We start from the raw sequence: 17,339 nt of genomic DNA, 5'->3' as shown, positions 1-17,339 counted from the left end.
GCAGATGCTCACTGGATGACGTATCCTTTACCCGCGTCAATTTTGCAATTTCAAAATTAGTCGCGCGGTTCAGGCTCCAGCCCTGCGATTGAGCGGGCGAAATCTCGGGCCTCGAAGGGCTCCAGATCGTCCACCTGTTCGCCAACGCCGATGAAATAGACGGGCAGCTTATGCTTGGCGGCGAGTGAGACCATGATACCGCCGCGCGCGGTGCCGTCGAGCTTGGTCATCACAAGGCCGTTCACGCCCGCGACTTCTTTGAAGATTTCGACTTGGCTTAGCGCGTTCTGACCGGTGGTGGCGTCTAGCGTCAGCAAGACTGTGTGGGGGGCGGTTGGGTCTTGCTTCTTCAACACGCGGATGATTTTGCGAAGCTCGTCCATCAGCTCGGTCTTGTTTTGCAACCGACCGGCGGTGTCCATCAACATCACGTCCTGGCCTTCGTCCAAGGCTTTGGCGTAGGCGTCATAGGCAAGGCCCGCGCTGTCTGCGCCAAGGTCACGGAAGGCAACGGGGGACTGCGTACGGTCACCCCATATTTTCAGCTGCTCAATAGCAGCTGCGCGGAACGTATCGCCAGCGACAAGCAGGGTCGAAAAACCTGCGTCGTAGAGTTTTTGCGACAGCTTGCCGATGGTCGTGGTCTTGCCCGAACCATTGACGCCGACCACAAGAATGACGTGGGGCGTGTGTTCGAGATCGAGCTCCAATTCGGCGGCAACAGGGTCGAGGGTTTTCTCGATTTCCGCTGCCATGAACTCGCGCACTTCAAGATCGGTGATGTCCTTGCCCATGCGTTGATCGGCCAGCGCATCGGTGATGGCGACGGCGGTTTCCACACCGAGGTCAGCTTGCAACAGCACATCTTCGAGTTGCTCGAGGGTCTCCTCATCCAGTTTCTTCTTGGTGAAGACGGCGGCGACGTTGCTGGTGAGTTGGTTGGACGAGCGTGACAGGCCCGACCGCATACGCGCGAACCATGTACTGTCTTGTTCGGACTCCGGCTCCGGTTCGGGCTGCTCATCTTCGCGCTCGTAAACCACCGGCATGGGCAGTGGTTCTTCGGGGTCTTCATCGGGCAGATGGAACTCGTGTTCCTCTGCCTCGGTTTCCGTCAGAGGCGGCTCCGACATATCAGAAAGCGGCGCGGGCGTGTCTTCGTGAAAGTCCACGTTGGTCTCGCCCGGCGCATCGAATACGCCGTCGAAAGTGGTGGACTTTGCAGGTCCCGCCTCGACATCGGCCGCGGGCGCGACAGGTTTCTCTGGCTCTGGCTCTGGCTCTGGCTCTGGCTCTGGCTCTGGCTCTGGCTCTGGCTCTGGCTCTGGCTCTGGCTCTGGCTCTGGCTCTGGCTCTGGCTCTGGCTCTGGCTCTGGCTCTGGCTCTGGCTCTGGCTCTGGCTCTGGCTCTGGCTCTGGCTCTGGCTCTGGCTCTGGCAACGCAGCGAGTTCTGCTTCGGCTTTGGCTGCCAATTCATCTGCTTCTGCACGACGTGCCTCAGCTTCGCTTGCGGCCTTTTCCGCGATGGCGACGGTATCGATTTCTTCAGCAGGCGGTGGGGGAGGCACGTCGTCCAGTGGCACGATGCCCGGCGTATCATCGCTTGCGCCTGCACCGGCTTCCGCATCGGCAATCGGGTTGGCGGCGGCTTCCATATGGACGGAAGGGTCCGGCGCGCCGGGTTCGGCGAGCGCGGTGTTTTCGGTCACATCATCTTCGCGCACTTCCAGTTCGGGTGGTGCGACGGGTGTTTCTTCTTTCTTGCGGCCAAAGCGAAACAGTTTTTTGAACAGGCCTTCTTTCTTCTCGGCCATCAGGCTTTTGCCTCGTTCATCTGGGGTATCCTGTCGAGAAGTGGTTCACGCGGCTGCGCGAAGCGGTGTGCCGGAAAGACGAGTACCATCGTGGCCTGTCAGTTGAAGATCAAGCAAGGTGCCAGCGTCCAGCGCCTCGCCACCATCAACCGAAACCGGCGTGAATTGTTCCGTGCGGCCAATGCTACCGGTTTCCATCAGGACCTGCGCCGTCGTGCCGACGCGGCTGGCGAGATAGGCGTTCATGCGCTCGCTGCCTTTTTCGCGCAGCGCCTTTGCGCGGCGTTTGATCGTCGCACCATCCACCGGTGGCATTTTAGCAGCAGGCGTGCCGGTGCGGGGGCTGTAGGGGAAGACGTGGAGATGAGTCAGGCCGGCCTCATCAACAATACGCATGGAGTTGTCGAACATCGCATCCGTCTCTGTGGGGAAGCCCGCGATGATATCGGCCCCGAACATCACGTCGGGGCGCACCGCGCGCACATCTTCACAAAAACGAATTGTGTCGTCGCGCAGGTGGCGGCGTTTCATGCGCTTCAAAATCATGTCGTCGCCGGATTGCAGCGAAAGATGCAGGTGCGGCATCAACCGTTGCTCGGAGCCGAGCGCCTCCATCAACGGCTCATCCACCTCGATGGAGTCGATCGAAGACAGCCGCAGACGGGTGAGGTCCGGCACTTGTTTCAATATCGCCTGCACCAATCGTCCGAGCTTTGGCGCGCCCGGCAGATCACAGCCCCATGAGGTGAGATCGACGCCGGTGAGCACGGCTTCTTTATAGCCGTTGCCCACGAGGCGCTTCACTTGCTCGACCACGCCACCGGCGGGGACGGAGCGTGAATTTCCGCGGCCGTAGGGGATGATGCAAAATGTGCAGCGGTGGTCGCAGCCGTTCTGCACCTGCACGAAAGCGCGGCTGCGCCCGTCGATGGCGTCCACCATGTGGGAGGCGGCTTCCTGCACATCGAAAATATCGGCGACACGCACCTTTTCGAACTGGTTCACGCCGAAATCCGGTAGAGCGCGGTAGGAGTTGGCGTGCAGCTTTTCCTCGTTGCCGAGAACGAGATCCACTTCGTCCATCTGCTCGAAAGTCGCTGCTTCCGTTTGCGCCGCGCAGCCGGATACGATGATGCGGGCATCGGGCCGTTCGCGCCGCGCTTTGCGTATGGCGTGGCGGGCGTCTGCCACGGCGGATTGCGTCACCGCGCAGGTGTTGATGACAACTGCTCCGCCGTCGAGTTCTGCAAGGCCTGCAGCACGCGCTTCACGTTCCATGACGGCAGCTTCGTATGTGTTAAGGCGGCAGCCGAAATTGACGACGTCCAGTCCATCTTTCTTATCAATCATGCCCGCTCCCACCCTCCGGTTGCAGGGTCGAAGGTGCCGTCGAATTCGTGGGTGGCGGTGCCTGTCATGATGATGAAATTGTCGTCGCGCCATTCGATATCGAGATCACCGCCGGGGAGCGAGACTGTGACGTGACGCTCCGTCAATTCGCGGCGCACGGCGCACACCACGGCAGCGCAGGCGGCAGAACCACAGGCCAACGTGAGACCTGCACCGCGTTCCCATGTTCGCAACTTCATGGTGGTGGGTGACGTTACCTGCGCGATGGAAATGTTGGCGCGGTCGGGGAACAGCATGTGATGTTCCAGCATGGGGCCGAACTTGTCGAGCGCGTAGGTATCGGGGTCGTTTTCGGCAAAGAACACGCAGTGCGGATTGCCGATATTGGCGACCGCTGGGGTGTGCAAAAGCGGTGCGCCCAGCGGGCCGACTTCCAACTCGATGCCGGATGTGTCGGCGAATTCTTCCGACAGCGGGATTTGCGTCCAGTCGAAACGCGGAACGCCCATGTTCACCGATATGCGTCCGTCTTCCAGACGTTTGGCCGACAATGGTTGCCCGTCCACGGCGAAACGAAAATCATTGCCGCCGCCGCGTTGATGCAGCCAGTCCACCACGCAGCGGGTGCCGTTGCCGCAAGCGCCTGCACGTGAGCCGTCTGTGTTGTAGATGCGGATGGTCGCGTCACGGTTTTCATCGCCGGCGTCATGGATCGCCATCAGCTGGTCGAAACCGGTATCGGGATCATGCCCCAGCGCCCGCGCGGCCTCCTCCGTCACCACATCCGCACGCCCCCGCAGATCGGCCACCACGATGCGGTTACCGATGCCGTTCATTTTTGAAAAGGAGACGGGCGTGTTCATGCGCCGTTATATGGAGAAGCTCAGCGCGTTTTGGAAGTGGTCCGGTGATCGCGCCTCATCTTCAGGTGACGGCATCAGGCGATCGTTTTCGGCACATCCCAGAACTCGCCGGGTTGCAGGGCGCGGAACGCGTCTTCGCTGACGCCATGCTTTTTGCGTGCTTCATCGAGATGGGTCAGCTGGTCTTCGATACTCTCGTCGGTCAGCTGGAATGTGCCCCAGTGATGGCCGAGAGTGTGGGCCGCGTTGCAGAGCTTATGGCCTTGCACGGCTTCATCGGGATTCTGGTGCTGCCCTTTCATGAAGTTGCGCGGTTCGTATGCGCCGAAGGGCAGGATGGCGAGACGGAACGCGCCGTATTTTTCACGCGCCGTTTTGTAGTTCGTGCCGTTGTGAAAGCCGGTGTCGCCGATATGGTAGATTTTGCCCGCCGGACCTTCGATCACGAAAGCCGCCCACAGCGCGTTGCGCCTATCGGCCATGCCGCGGGCGGACCAGTGGTGTGCTGGCTCCAGTGTCAGTTTGTGGCCGTTGGGCAGTTCCACCACATCGCCCCAATCGTGTGCCGTGCAGCGAATGTTCTCGTTGTTGCCACGAATGATCGTGTCATTGCCCAGCGGTGTGATGATCCATGGGTCATGCGCTGCCTGGAGCTTGTCCAGCGTGCGCTGGTCGAGATGGTCGTAATGGTTGTGGGACAGCAGCACGATGTCGATCTTCGGCAGCTTGTCGAAATCGATACCCGGTGCGTTCACACGCTTCGGTCCGGCCCATGACACGGGGGAACAACGTTCCGACCAGACTGGGTCGGTGAGGATGTTCAGTCCGCCGGTCTGGATCAATGTCGTGGCATGGCCGACGAACGAGACACGCAGATCTGACCCTTCCACCTTGGCAGGTGGCGTGTCGTTGTATGGGGATGGGTAGGATGACGGCCATTTCTTCTTCTCGCCGTTCAACTGCCACTTCAGCAGTTCCACGAACCCTTTCGGCTCCTGTCCTTCAGGGTTAAAAAAAACGGTGCCGTCGAAATGATCGGATACGGGTCCGGAATAATACGGATTTTTGCTGCGAGCCACGGCGATGCTTCCTGCGCCGAGAGCAGCGCCCACAAGTGGGACACCCCCCAGCCAATAGAGAAATTTACGTCTGTTCATGATGTCGGTCTGTCGATCTGTGTCATTGGCGGGTTATTGCAGTAACGTCTCGACATGAAATGTGGTTCACGCGAGGCGTCACGCCACGAAAAGAGTGATGGTGGAGATAAGCGCTGTGAGTGCTGCCATGCCTGCAGCGACCAAGGCGGGTTTCGGGTAGCCACGCCAATGGGCAAAGCCCGCAATGATGGCGAAGACGAGTGCGATCCAGATCATTGAAAGTTCCTTATTTGGGGGCCAGCCTGATTGCGCCATCGAGGCGTATGGTGGCTGCGTTCAGCATTGCGTTTTCTGCCATGTGAATGGCGAGCGCAGCGTATTCATCAGGCAAACCGAGGCGCGACGGGAAGGGCACCGAAGCCGACAGGCTTTCCACCGCAGCGGGCGGTAATGCGTCGAATAATGGTGTGTGGAACAGGCCGGGCAAAATCGTGTTCACCCGCACGCCTTCGCGGGCAAGGTCGCGCGCTACCGGCAGGGTGAGTGATTTTACGCCGCCCTTGGAAGCCGCATAAGCCACCTGTCCGATCTGTCCGTCTTCGGCAGCGACCGATGCGGTGTTTATGATCAAACCTTTTTCGCCGTCCGCATTCAGCGGTTCGCAATCCACCATCTCGGCAGCGGCGTAAGCGATGCAGTTGAACGTGCCGGTGAGGTTGATGGCGATGATTTTAGCAAAGAGCGCCAGATCGTGCATCCGCACATCACCCGTCTCGCGGTGGCGGGATACGGTTTTCATGGGCGGCGCTATGCCCGCGCAGTTCACCAGAATGCGTGCCGGGCCGTGGGCTGCGCGGGCAGCGGTAAACCCTGTTTCGACGGATTCGATATCGGTCACATCGACGCTTTCGAACCGTCCGCCGATGTCTGCGGCAACCGCTGCGCCTCTTTCTTCGTTCAGATCAAAGATCGTCACTTTCACGCCGTGGGATGCAAGGCGGCGGGCGGTGGTTTCACCTAGCCCGGATGCCCCGCCGGTGACGATTGCGGTGATGGTGTCGTCGAGTTTCATGGAGAGGTTCCGGACGGGTGTCGTGCTTCGCGGAACCTTAGCGGCAAGTGGGCTTTCTTGCGAGAGCCGCTGGCGCTTCCCATATCAAGGACAACAGGGAGATTTGGACATGGCGAAGAAAACATTGGATGACGCGCAGGTGAGCGACGTGCTGGCACCGGTACCAGAGCAGGAGCAAAATCGCCGCGAGGATAAAGTGCGTCGGGATTTCTGGCCCAAGTTCCAACGCTTTGCCGCGCGACTTCCCTTCGCAGAACATCTGGCGGCTGCATATTATTGTGCCATGGACCCGAAAGTGCCGTTGCGGGTGCGCGGCACGCTATTGGCAGCGCTGGCATATTTCATCATGCCGTTCGACTTTCTGCCGGACTTTCTCGCCATCGTTGGCCTGACCGATGACATCGCAGTGCTGACCACAGCCTTCGGCCTCATCAGCTCGCATCTAACCGATGAACACCGTGAGCAGGCGCGCGAGGCGTTGGCGAAGTTGGAAGAGAATGTCGCGGATTAAACCTGTCGTGAAATTTTGCTTGATTTTTTCACGCAGCTGAATTTATCTCGCACGATTAACATCGTGGCGGGAGGCTACGCGTGGCCACTGCTGCAGAAAATCTTGCTGACCTGAATGCGTCGGATGCCATGGCACTCGGCAATGAAATTCGTCAGCTTCGCAAATCCCGCTCACTAACACTGGCAGAACTGGCGCTTCGTATCGGGCGGTCCGTGGGCTTTATCAGCCAGATCGAGCGTGGCCTATCTTCTCCTTCCATCGACGATCTGCGTGCGCTGGCAGCGGCCTTCGACGTTCCCATCAGCTGGTTTTTTGCAACCGAACCTCTGAACGAGGCGGAACGTGGTACCGTCATGCGTGCCGACTATCGCCGCCAATTGGGCAGCCGCGAGGGCGGGCTTGTGGAAGAGCTTTTATCACCGGACCTTGGTGGCCAATACGAGATGCTGCGCTGCGAATTTGCAGCTGGGGCAGAAATGGAAAAACCGGTGCTGCGGGAAACCGAGGAGTCCGGTTTCATCGTCGAAGGTGAGCTCGATCTGTGGATCGACGGGACGCATTTTCATCTGGAAACGGGGGACTCGTTCCGCTTCGATCACAAACCTTATCGCTGGGCCAACCGGGGCGAGACGACAACCGTCGCCGTCTGGGTCGTCAGCCCACCTGTTTATTAGAAGAAGAGAGAGCCGATTATGTCTGAGGAAGCCACCAAAGAGCCGAATTCCAAACTGCCCGCCCATGCCCGTGTGGTCATCATCGGTGGTGGCGCAGTGGGCGTCTCGGCACTCTACCATCTCGCCAAACTTGGCTGGACCGATTGTGTGCTGCTGGAAAAGAACGAGCTGACAGCAGGCTCCACTTGGCACGCTGCGGGCAACTGCCCGAACTTCTCCAACTCATGGGCCGTGCTGAACATGCAGCGATACGGGCTGGAGCTCTATCGCGGGCTTGGCGAAGAGGTCGATTACCCCATGAATTATCACGTCACCGGCTCCATCCGGTTGGCGCATAGTAAAGAGCGGATGCAGGAGTTTGAGCGGGTGGCGGGCATGGCGCGCTATCAGGGTTTGAACGTTGATATCTGCACGCCGGAAGAACTGCAGGAGCACCACCCGTTTATGGAGGTCCATGATCTCGAAGGCGGCATGTATGATCCGCTCGACGGTGATATCGACCCTGCGCAGCTGACACAGGCGCTGGCCAAGGGGGCCCGTGATATGGGCCAGAAGATCGTTCGCTTCTGCCCTGCGACGGGTGTTTCAAAAAACGGCGACGCCAACTCCAACGCAGAATGGACCGTTCACACTGAAAAGGGCGATATCACCTGCGAGTATGTCGTCAACGCTGCCGGTTATTATGCCCAGCGTGTCGGTGAATGGTTCAAGCCCTTCGGCGGGCGCACCGTGCCCATGGTGGTGATGAGCCACCAGTATTTCCTCACCGGTCAAATTCCGGAACTGGAAGCGTGGACCAACGAACAGGGCCGCAAAGTGCCACTGCTGCGTGATGTCGATATTTCCTATTACCTGCGGCAAGATAAAGCGGGCCTCAACCTCGGCCCCTATGAGCGCAATTGTAAGGCCCATTGGGTCACGCCGGATGACCCTATGCCTGAGGATTTTTCCTTCCAGCTTTACCCGGACGACCTTGAGCGCCTGGAGTTCTACATCGAAGACGCCATGGCGCGTGTGCCGATCCTCGGCACCCAGGGCGTCGAGCGGAACATCAACGGCCCCATTCCCTATGCACCGGATGGCCTGCCGCTGATCGGCCCGATGCCCGGTGTGAAGAATGCGTTCGAGGCGCACTCGTTTACCTTCGGCATCGCGCAAGGTGGTGGTGCGGGCAAGGTGCTGTCGGAATGGATTGTCAACGGCGCGCCGGAGTGGGACATGTGGGCCGTCGATCCGCGCCGCTACACCGGTTATGCCGATCACGACTACACGCTGGCCAAAGCCATGGAGACCTATGGCCACGAATACGCCATGCATTTTCCCCATCACGAATGGCCTGCCGGACGCGATAAGAAGCTGTCCGCCGTTCACGACAAGCTGCTCGAACTGGGCGGCCAGATGGGCGCTTATAACGGCTGGGAGCGCGCCAACTGGTTTGCCAAAGACGGTGACGATACGTCGGAAGAATCCACTCACACATGGGAACGTTCCGGCCCATGGCTGCCCCGTGTGAAAGAAGAATGCGAAGCGGTGCGCGATGCCTGCGGCGTGCTCGATATGCCTGGTTTTTCCCGCTACAATCTCAAGGGCGATGGCGCTGCCGATTGGTTGCGCCAGCAGATCACCGGTGGCATTCCCAAGGTCGGTCGTTTGAACCTCGGCTACTTCGCCGATTACAAAGGCCGCATCGTCACCGAGATGTCGGTCATCCGCCACGGTGAAGACGATTTCACACTGATGACCGCCGCGGTGGCCGAATGGCACGACTTCGAATGGTTGAAGAAAGCGTTGCCCGAAGACGGTTCCATCGCGCTGACCAATCACAGCACCGAATTCGCCGTGCTGCTCGTCACAGGTCCGACGTCACGCGATGTGCTGTCGTCTATCGCCGATGAGGCTGATCTGGATGCCGGTTGGTTGACCCATCAGAAAGCGAAAATCGCCGGTGTGGATTGTGCGCTGGCCCGCGTGTCCTTTGCTGGTGAACTCGGTTGGGAAATTCATGCAGCCTTTGGCGATATTCCGGCTCTCTACGATGCGGTTCTCGGTGCCGGCGCCAAACCGTTCGGCATGTTCGCGCTGGACTCGTTGCGTTTGGAAAAAGGTTACCGCACCTGGAAGGGCGATCTGTCCACCGATTACACAATTCTTGAAGGCGGCATGGACCGTTTCGTGCGCTGGCAGAAGGAAGATTTCGTCGGCAAGGCTGCGATGGAAACCGAAAAGCAGCAGGGCGTGAAAAAGGGATTCGTCACCATGACCGTGGACGCTGGTGACTTCGATGCGCCTTACATGTCGACCATCTGGAACGGCGACCAAGTCGTCGGTGAAACCACATCCGGCGGCTGGGGCCATCGCATCAACAAGTCCATCGCTCTGGGCGTCGTCCAAAGCGACCTCACAACGCCGGGAACCGAGCTCGAAGTTGAAATGTACGGCAAGCGCTACGCCGCCACCGTACAAGCCGACGAACCACTTTGGGACCCGAGCAACGAACGGATACGCGCGTGAAAATACCTAGAGTCGCACGAGGAATCATTGAGCAATTTCCCCTCGGTTTCGTTGCAACTGTGACGGCAGGCCAGAAGCCGAATCTGTCACCAAAAGGCACGTTCCTCATTCTGAGTGACGAGGTCATTGCCTTCGCAGAAATCCGCTCACCCAGAACGATGGCGGCTTTGGAGCGCAATGACTCAATAGCCGTGAATTTCATTGATATCTGGAAACGCAAAGGCGTGGCGATCAATGGACATGTCGATGTGGTGAAGCGAGGCGATGACGCGTTTGGCGACTTGCTTCCGAAATGGGAAGCAGCCTTTCCAAGCCTCGTTGAACGTATCAATGCGGTCGTTCTGATCCAGATCGACAGTCTGCGCATGACCACCACACCACCTTATGATGATGGTGCGACCGAAGATGAAATGATCGCACTCTACAAAGCGAAATTTTCGGAGATTTATCCATGACCAATATTGTCCTTCTTGACGGCGGCATGGGGCAGGAACTCATCGCCCGCTCTGCCAATCCGCCGTCTCCCCTATGGTCTGCCCGCGTGATGCTGGACGAGCCGGAAATCGTGGAAGCGGTTCACCGCGAATATATCGAGGCCGGTGCAAAGGTGCTGACGTTGAACAGCTATAGCGCTACGCCGGAACGTTTGGCGCGGGATGCTGATGCCTCATTGTTCGAGCCGTTGCAGGCAAAGGCGATAGAGTTGGCGATGGCTGCCAAAGGCGACCATGACGATGTGAAGATCGGCGGTTGCCTGCCTCCGCTTTTTGGCTCCTACCATCCCGAAAATGCGCCTGATGAAGGTACGTGTTTGGCGACCTATCGCCAGATCGTGGCGCAGCAGAAGGACCATGTTGATGTCTTCATCTGCGAAACACTGGGTGGCATTCGTGAAACCCGCGCTGCTGTGCGCGCCTGTGCCGAAGCCGGTGTTCCCGTGTGGTGCGGCATGACGGCAATGGATGCCAACGGCTCGCTTTTGCGGTCTGGTGAAAGCGTTGAAGAAGCCGCGCATATTGCAAAGGAAGAGGGTGCGGCTGCGGTGGCCATCAACTGTTCCTGGCCGGAAGCGGTGACGCAGGCTATGCCAATTCTTGTCGCAACCGGTCTGCCCTTCGGCGGCTGGGCCAACGGCTTCACCAATGCAGGCGCGGACCTTGCGCTTGGCGGAACCGTCGACGGTATGGGCAAACGCACCGATCTCGATCCTGTTTCCTATGCCAGCCACGCCATGGGTTGGGTGGAGCAGGGCGCAACGATTATCGGCGGCTGCTGCGAAGTCGGCCCCGCGCATATCGCCGAACTGGCCAAACAGTTGCGTGCTGCGGGCCACACGATTTCCGGAGACCTGTGATGTCGAAGCCCGTTCCTACGAAAGCCCGCGCCGTCATTATCGGCGGTGGTGTTGCCGGTTGTTCCGTCGCCTATCACCTCGCCAAACTGGGCTGGAAAGACGTTGTTCTGCTGGAGCGCAAACAGCTGACCAGCGGCACGACGTGGCACGCGGCGGGTCTCATCGCGCAGCTTCGCGCGACCAAGAACATGACGCGGCTGGCGAAATACAGCCAGGAACTTTACGGCACGCTGGAAGAAGAAACGGGTGTTGCCACCGGCTTCCGTCGCTGCGGCTCCATTACCGTAGCGCTGACCGACGAGCGAAAGCAGGAAATCTTGCGGCAGGCCTCAATGGCCCGTGCCTTTGGCGTCGATGTGGAGGAAATTTCCGCAGCCGATGTGAAGGAGCGTTACCCGCATCTCAACACGGATGATGTGACGGGTGCGGTCTATTTGCCGCTCGACGGGCAGGGCGATCCCGCCAACATCGCGCTGGCGCTGGCCAAGGGTGCCAAGATGAATGGGGCGCAGGTGATCGAGGGTGTGAAGGTCACCGAAATTCACAAGGATGCAAGCGGCAACGGCCAGCGCGTCACCGGCGTGTCATGGTCCCGTGATGGCTCCGATGAAGCGGGCCATATCGAAGCCGATGTCGTGGTGAATTGCGGCGGCATGTGGGCGCATGAACTGGGCCGTATGGCGGGCGTTTCCGTTCCGCTTCACGCTTGTGAACATTTCTACATCGTCACCGAAGCCATCGAAGGCCTGACCCGCCTGCCGGTGCTGCGTGTGCCGGATGAATGCGCCTACTACAAAGAAGATGCGGGCAAGATGTTGCTGGGCGCGTTCGAACCGGTGTCCAAGCCGTGGGCCTCGACGTTGAAGGGCGACTATTACGGCCAGCAGAAAGGCATTCCTGACGACTTCTGCTTCGACCAGCTGCCGGAAGATTTCGACCACTTCGAACCCATTCTGGAAAACGCGGTCAACCGGATGCCGATGCTGGGCGAAACCGGCATTCACACGTTCTTCAACGGGCCGGAAAGTTTCACGCCGGACGATGCCTATCATCTTGGCGAAGCGCCGGAGTGTCACGGCTTCTGGGTTTGCGCGGGCTTCAACTCCATCGGCATTCAATCGTCGGGCGGTGCCGGTATGGCGCTGGCGCACTGGATGGAACACGGCCATCCGCCGTTCGATATCGGCGACGTGGACATCCGCCGTATGCAGCCGTTCCAGAACAACAAGACCTATCTGTTCGAGCGGGCGAAGGAGTCCCTCGGTCTGCTTTACGCCGACCATTTCCCTTTCCGGCAGATGGCGACGGCACGGGGCGTGCGACGCACACCGTTCCATGAGCACCTCAAAGCGCAGGGCGCAGTGTTCGGCGAGGTTGCCGGTTGGGAACGCGCCAACTGGTTTGCCGACGAAGGGCAGGAGCGCGAGTACGAATACAGCTGGGGCCGCCAGAACTGGTTTGAAAACTCCAAACGCGAACATGAAGCGGTGCGAAACAATGTCGGCATGTACGACATGTCGTCCTTCGGCAAAATTCGCGTCATCGGGCGCGATGCGGAGAAGTTTCTCAACCGCGTTTGCGGGAATGATGTTGCCGTTCCTACGGGCAAGATTGTTTACACCCAATTCCTGAACGAACGCGGCGGCATCGAAGCCGATGTCACCGTCACACGATTGAGCGAACAAGAATATATCGTCGTCACACCAGCAGCCACCGTGCCGCGCGAGCTTTCATGGATGCGCCGTCATCTGGAAGATGAAGCGGTCGCCATTGTCGACATGACTGCGGCAGAAGGCGTGCTGGCCGTCATGGGGCCGAACGCGCGGACGTTGCTGGAAAAAGTGTCCCACCACGATTGGAGCAACGACAACCATCCGTTCGGGCAAGCCCACGAGATCGAACTCGGCATGGGCACGGCGCGCGCCCACCGCGTCACCTATGTGGGCGAACTCGGCTGGGAACTCTACATGCCCACCGACATGTGCGCTCACGCCTTCGAAACTCTTATGAATGCTGGTGCCGATATGGACCTGAAATTGTGCGGCATGCACATGATGGATTCGCTGCGCATCGAAAAAGGCTATCGCCATTTCGGCCATGACATCACCGAAGAAGATCATGTTGTAGAGGCCGGTCTCGGCTTTGCTGTGAAGACCGCGAAAGAGAATTTCATCGGTCGTGATGCAGTGCTGAAGAAGCGCGAGCAAGGGCTGGAAATGCGGATGACGCAGTTCAAGTTGAAAGACCCGCTGCCGCTTCTCTACCACAACGAGCCGATAATCCGTGACGGCGAGATCGTGTCATACGTCACGTCTGCCAATTACGGCCACACGGTGGGTGGTGCTATCGGGATGGGCTATGTGCCCTGCAAGAGTGAGAAGCCGGACGAGATGCTGGGGTCCAGCTACGAAATCGAGATCGCGGGCGAGCGGTTTGCAGCAGAGGCGAGTTTGAAGCCGATGTATGACCCGAAGAGCGAGCGGGTGAAGGTGTAACCACAAATACCATTGTCATCTCCGCTCGCGCGGGGATGACAATGGTGGCGGTGTGAGGTTGAGTGCGTCCAATGACATAGCGCGTTTCTGACAACGCCGTCCGTCGACCACCCACATCGCCTTTAGGAGCACCACATGGACCACGACGATAAGGCCAAACTCTTTCGCGAAATGCACCGTCCTGGCGAGCCTTTCGTTCTGCCCAACGCATCTTCGGTGGGCGAAGCGCGGATGCTCGCTGCTATCGGTGCTGATGCCATCGCCACCACGTCGTCCGGCTATGCGTTCACGCAAGGGCTGGCTGATGGGATCAATCTGACGCGGGATCAGATGCTGGACCATTGTGAAGACATGGTGCGTGCTGTCGATCTGCCCGTCAGTGCCGATCTCGAAAACGGTTATGCGGATGATCCCGATGGTGTGGCGGAAACCGTGGAACTGGCCGGTGAGATCGGTCTGGCCGGCTGCGCGCTGGAAGACACGACCTTCGAACCCGGCAAACCGTCCTATGATTTCGATATCGCAGTTGCCCGCATCGCGGCGGCAGTGGAAGTCGCCGAAGCGATGGATGTGGATTTCACCATATGCGCCCGCGCCGATGGAGTTATGATCGGCGCTTATGATTTGGAAGAGGCTATCCGTCGCTGTCAGGCTTTTATCGAAGTGGGCGCTCATTGCGTTTACGTGCCGGTGCCGGGAACGATGGAAGATCTGGCGCTGTTGTGTTCCAGCGTCGAAGCGCCGGTGAACGCGTTGGCCTCTGGTCCGCTGGTCAAATTCTCCCGCGATGACTTCGCAAAAGCAGGGGCCGCCCGCATTTCCATCGGCGGCGGATTGGGCAGCGCCATGCAGCGCACAGCGCTCGATATCGGCCGCCAGATGATTGCCGATGGCGATTTTACGGGGCTCGCCAGAACGGTGAGCGAAGAAGAAATCAACGCGCTGTTAAAAATGGGCAGCGCGTGAGGCGTTACTGCGGGAAACGTATTCCCGTTACGACCCTTTCTGTCCGAATTAGGACTGGCCTAATTTGAAATTGCGGCGCAGGCTCCTGAAATCGCCGGATCGTTAGCGTTCGTACCGGCCTGTTTGGGAGGACAGTTCTATGGCGCTTGTTGATGAAATGGCGGCGACACCACCGCAACCCCGTCGTGCTGGGCGTGCCGGTGGACGACAGGCCCGCCGCGACATGCGGGCCGCGCCACTCACTGAAGATATCAGGCCTATTCGCCCCGGCATGAACGGTGGCACCTACCAGCCGTTTTCACCGGCGCAGGTGGAACAGGTCCACGAGGCCGTGCTCGATGTGCTGGAAAATATCGGCCTGTCCCAAGCCACACCCACCTGTATCGAAGCCTGCGAAAGTCTCGGCGCTATCATGGGCGAAGACGGTCGCCTGCGTTTCCCGCGAAAGGTGGTGATGGACACTGTGGCCAACGCCAATCGCAGCTTTGCAGTGCACGGGCGCGATGAGAAACACGACCTGCATCCGAACGGCAACAAGGTGCATTTCGGTACGGCGGGCGCTGCCGTTCACATCGTGGATGTGGAGCGCAACGAATATCGCGAAAGCTATCTGAAGGACATCTACGACGCGGCTCGCATCGTCGACACGTTGGACAATATCCACTTCTTCCAGCGGCCCATGGTGGCGCGTGATGTGGTGGACCCAGACGAGCTGGACCTCAACACGCTTTATGCCTGTGTGTCGGGCACATCGAAACATATCGGCACGTCGTTCACGCTCCCCGGCGTGGTGCCGAAGGCGCTGGAGATGCTGTACAAGATTGCCGGTGGGGAAGCTGCATTCCGTGCGCGGCCTTTCGTGTCGAACTCCAACTGTTTCGTCGTGCCGCCCCTGCGTTTTGCGGCCGATGCCTGCGACGTGCTGGAAGAATGCGTAAAGGGTGGGATGCCCGTTCTGCTTCTGTCCGCCGGTCAGGCAGGGGCCACCGCGCCCGCCGCAATCGCTGGAGCCGTGGTGCAGGCGGTGGCGGAAGTGTTGGCGGGACTGGTCTATGTCAACGGCCTCGCGCCGGGCCATCCGGCCATCTTCGGCACATGGCCTTTCGTTTCCGACCTTCGCACGGGTGCCATGTCCGGTGGTTCCGGCGAGCAGGCACTGCTGTCGGCAGCCTGCGGGCAGATGGCGATTTTTTATGATCTTCCAGGTGGAACCGCAGCGGGCATGTGCGACTCGAAAATGCCGGACATTCAGGCCGGTTGGGAAAAGGGTATCGCCTACGCGCTGGCCGGTATGGCGGGTACCAATATGATTTATGAAGCTGCCGGTATGCACGGTTCGCTCATGGGTTTTTGTCTGGAGTCACTCTTTCTCGATAACGATGCGCTGGGCCAAGCGCTGCGCTGCGTGCGCGGTATCGAGGTGGATGAAGACACTCTGTCCATTTCTGCCATGCGCGATGTGTGCGTTGGTGGCCCGGGCCACTATCTCGGCCACGGCCAAACGCTTGACCGGATGCAGAAGGACTACGTCTATCCCGATCTCGCCAATCGCTTCTCACCCAAGGAATGGGCTGAAAAAGGAAAGCCGGACATCGTGGAAATGGCCATCGCGCGGAAGAACGAGGTTCTGTCCTCGCACTTTCCGAACTACATCGACCGCGAAACCGACAGGTGGATTCGCAAGGGCATGACCATCCATCTGCCAGAAGATGTGATGAAGCCTGCCTAGGCTTCATCACTTTCGATCTGCTTCACCGGCAACGGCTCGCTGAAGGTAAGCGTGCGGTAGGGGAACGGTATTTCGATACCGGCATCATCCAGTGCGCGTTTCACTGCAGCGATGACTTCATCGCGTGACTGACGGACATCGACAGGTTTGGACTCGGTCCACCACGTCACCTCGAAATTGATGGAGGAGTCGCCAAACTCCTGTGCGAAGATCTGAATGGGTTTATCGTCGGTGATAACGCTGTCGCAACCTTCGACAGCCTGTTTGATGACTGTACGGGACGCGTCAACATCTTCACCATAGCCCACCCCGCACATAACGGTGACACGGCGGATGTCATTGTAGGTGAGGATCGTCACAGGGTTCTTGAACAGGATCGAATTCGGCACGATCACCAGCTCACCATCCGTGCGCATGATCTTGCTTTCACGGATCGAAATATCAGTAACGCGGCCCTTCAATCCTTCGCATTCGATGTAGTCGCCAATCCGCATGTCCTTGCGAAACAGGATGATGATACCGGCGAGAAAATTCTCGAACACATCCTTGAAGGCAAAACCGATGGCCACGGAACCGATACCAAGACCGGCAAGAATGCTGGCAGGCGTGAGGCCGGGAAAGACGACGACGGCTGCGATCATCAAGCCTAAAACCCAGATCAGGATCGAAGCAAGAAGCGCAAAAAGATCCTTCAGGCTGCGCCGCAAATTTGTGCGTTCCAGCGTTTTGCCCAAAATGTACTTCGCCAACTTTACCGCAGCCCAAGTCAAAATAATGACAACGATTGCGACAACAATCTGCGGCAGCAGCTCAATGGCCCCCCGGGCCATCTCGCGCAGCTGCTCCAGCAGAATTTTAATGGGTTCCATGGCGGTTACGGACCTTGAAAATTTAGTTCTCTAA

At 58.9% G+C, this 17,339-nt stretch carries 15 protein-coding genes; 8 read left to right on the top strand and 7 right to left on the bottom strand.

The annotated features are described in order from the left end of the window. Window positions 1–56 precede the first annotated feature (56 nt). The 6 genes from ftsY to R2A130_RS07060 all read right to left on the bottom strand — a co-directional run bounded on the left by ftsY (window position 57) and on the right by R2A130_RS07060 (window position 6,196). Entirely contained in the window at window positions 57–1,814 is a 1,758-nt protein-coding gene (gene ftsY / locus R2A130_RS07080; RefSeq protein WP_009464337.1) for a signal recognition particle-docking protein FtsY, read from the bottom strand. 45 nt (window positions 1,815–1,859) lie between these two features. Continuing rightward, on the bottom strand, window positions 1,860–3,164 hold the full coding sequence (mtaB, locus tag R2A130_RS07075) for a tRNA (N(6)-L-threonylcarbamoyladenosine(37)-C(2))-methylthiotransferase MtaB (RefSeq protein ID WP_009464336.1): 1,305 nt from the start codon (window positions 3,162–3,164) through the stop codon (window positions 1,860–1,862). Beyond that, on the bottom strand, window positions 3,161–4,027 hold the full coding sequence (dapF, locus tag R2A130_RS07070) for a diaminopimelate epimerase (RefSeq protein WP_009464335.1): 867 nt from the start codon (window positions 4,025–4,027) through the stop codon (window positions 3,161–3,163). The genes mtaB and dapF overlap by 4 nt, the downstream gene beginning before the upstream one ends. A gap of 74 nt (window positions 4,028–4,101) precedes the next feature. After that, window positions 4,102–5,184 (bottom strand): MBL fold metallo-hydrolase, encoded by a 1,083-nt coding sequence (locus tag R2A130_RS07065; protein WP_040305311.1) that lies wholly within the window; start codon window positions 5,182–5,184, stop codon window positions 4,102–4,104. A 78-nt stretch (window positions 5,185–5,262) separates the two neighbouring features. After that, window positions 5,263–5,400, bottom strand: coding sequence for a hypothetical protein (locus R2A130_RS18420; protein ID WP_009464333.1), 138 nt, complete (start codon window positions 5,398–5,400; stop codon window positions 5,263–5,265). Between the two features lie 10 nt (window positions 5,401–5,410). Continuing rightward, window positions 5,411–6,196: an SDR family NAD(P)-dependent oxidoreductase gene (locus R2A130_RS07060; protein ID WP_009464332.1), complete on the bottom strand. Its 786-nt coding sequence runs from the start codon at window positions 6,194–6,196 to the stop codon at window positions 5,411–5,413. 124 nt (window positions 6,197–6,320) lie between these two features. Here R2A130_RS07060 and R2A130_RS07055 point away from each other — a divergent pair, with 124 nt between their 5' ends. The 8 genes from R2A130_RS07055 to R2A130_RS07020 all read left to right on the top strand — a co-directional run bounded on the left by R2A130_RS07055 (window position 6,321) and on the right by R2A130_RS07020 (window position 16,436). Beyond that, window positions 6,321–6,707, top strand: coding sequence for a YkvA family protein (locus R2A130_RS07055; protein ID WP_040305389.1), 387 nt, complete (start codon window positions 6,321–6,323; stop codon window positions 6,705–6,707). Window positions 6,708–6,787: 80 nt separating this feature from the next. Beyond that, a complete protein-coding gene (locus R2A130_RS07050; protein WP_009464330.1) occupies window positions 6,788–7,381 on the top strand; it encodes a helix-turn-helix domain-containing protein in 594 nt (197 codons plus the stop codon). A gap of 18 nt (window positions 7,382–7,399) precedes the next feature. Continuing rightward, window positions 7,400–9,892 carry an FAD-dependent oxidoreductase gene (locus tag R2A130_RS07045; RefSeq protein ID WP_009464328.1) on the top strand — a complete coding sequence of 831 codons (2,493 nt, stop codon included), beginning with the start codon at window positions 7,400–7,402 and terminating at the stop codon, window positions 9,890–9,892. Then, window positions 9,889–10,347, top strand: coding sequence for a pyridoxamine 5'-phosphate oxidase family protein (locus R2A130_RS07040; protein ID WP_211098031.1), 459 nt, complete (start codon window positions 9,889–9,891; stop codon window positions 10,345–10,347). The genes R2A130_RS07045 and R2A130_RS07040 overlap by 4 nt, the downstream gene beginning before the upstream one ends. Then, window positions 10,344–11,246 carry a homocysteine S-methyltransferase family protein gene (locus R2A130_RS07035; protein WP_009464324.1) on the top strand — a complete coding sequence of 301 codons (903 nt, stop codon included), beginning with the start codon at window positions 10,344–10,346 and terminating at the stop codon, window positions 11,244–11,246. The genes R2A130_RS07040 and R2A130_RS07035 overlap by 4 nt, the downstream gene beginning before the upstream one ends. Next, entirely contained in the window at window positions 11,246–13,741 is a 2,496-nt protein-coding gene (locus R2A130_RS07030; protein WP_009464322.1) for an FAD-dependent oxidoreductase, read from the top strand. The genes R2A130_RS07035 and R2A130_RS07030 overlap by 1 nt, the downstream gene beginning before the upstream one ends. 135 nt (window positions 13,742–13,876) lie before the next feature. Next, window positions 13,877–14,707 carry an isocitrate lyase/phosphoenolpyruvate mutase family protein gene (locus tag R2A130_RS07025; RefSeq protein WP_009464318.1) on the top strand — a complete coding sequence of 277 codons (831 nt, stop codon included), beginning with the start codon at window positions 13,877–13,879 and terminating at the stop codon, window positions 14,705–14,707. 139 nt (window positions 14,708–14,846) lie between these two features. Continuing rightward, on the top strand, window positions 14,847–16,436 hold the full coding sequence (locus R2A130_RS07020; protein ID WP_009464317.1) for a trimethylamine methyltransferase family protein: 1,590 nt from the start codon (window positions 14,847–14,849) through the stop codon (window positions 16,434–16,436). Here R2A130_RS07020 and R2A130_RS07015 read toward each other — a convergent pair. After that, window positions 16,433–17,305 (bottom strand): mechanosensitive ion channel family protein, encoded by an 873-nt coding sequence (locus R2A130_RS07015; protein WP_009464315.1) that lies wholly within the window; start codon window positions 17,303–17,305, stop codon window positions 16,433–16,435. The two genes, R2A130_RS07020 and R2A130_RS07015, sit on opposite strands and share 4 nt — an antisense overlap. Between the last annotated feature and the right edge of the window lie 34 nt (window positions 17,306–17,339).

This window comes from Ahrensia sp. R2A130, from assembly GCF_000179775.1.
Taxonomy (GTDB): domain Bacteria; phylum Pseudomonadota; class Alphaproteobacteria; order Rhizobiales; family Rhizobiaceae; genus Pseudahrensia.
This window is presented reverse-complemented; position numbering and strand designations above follow the sequence as displayed.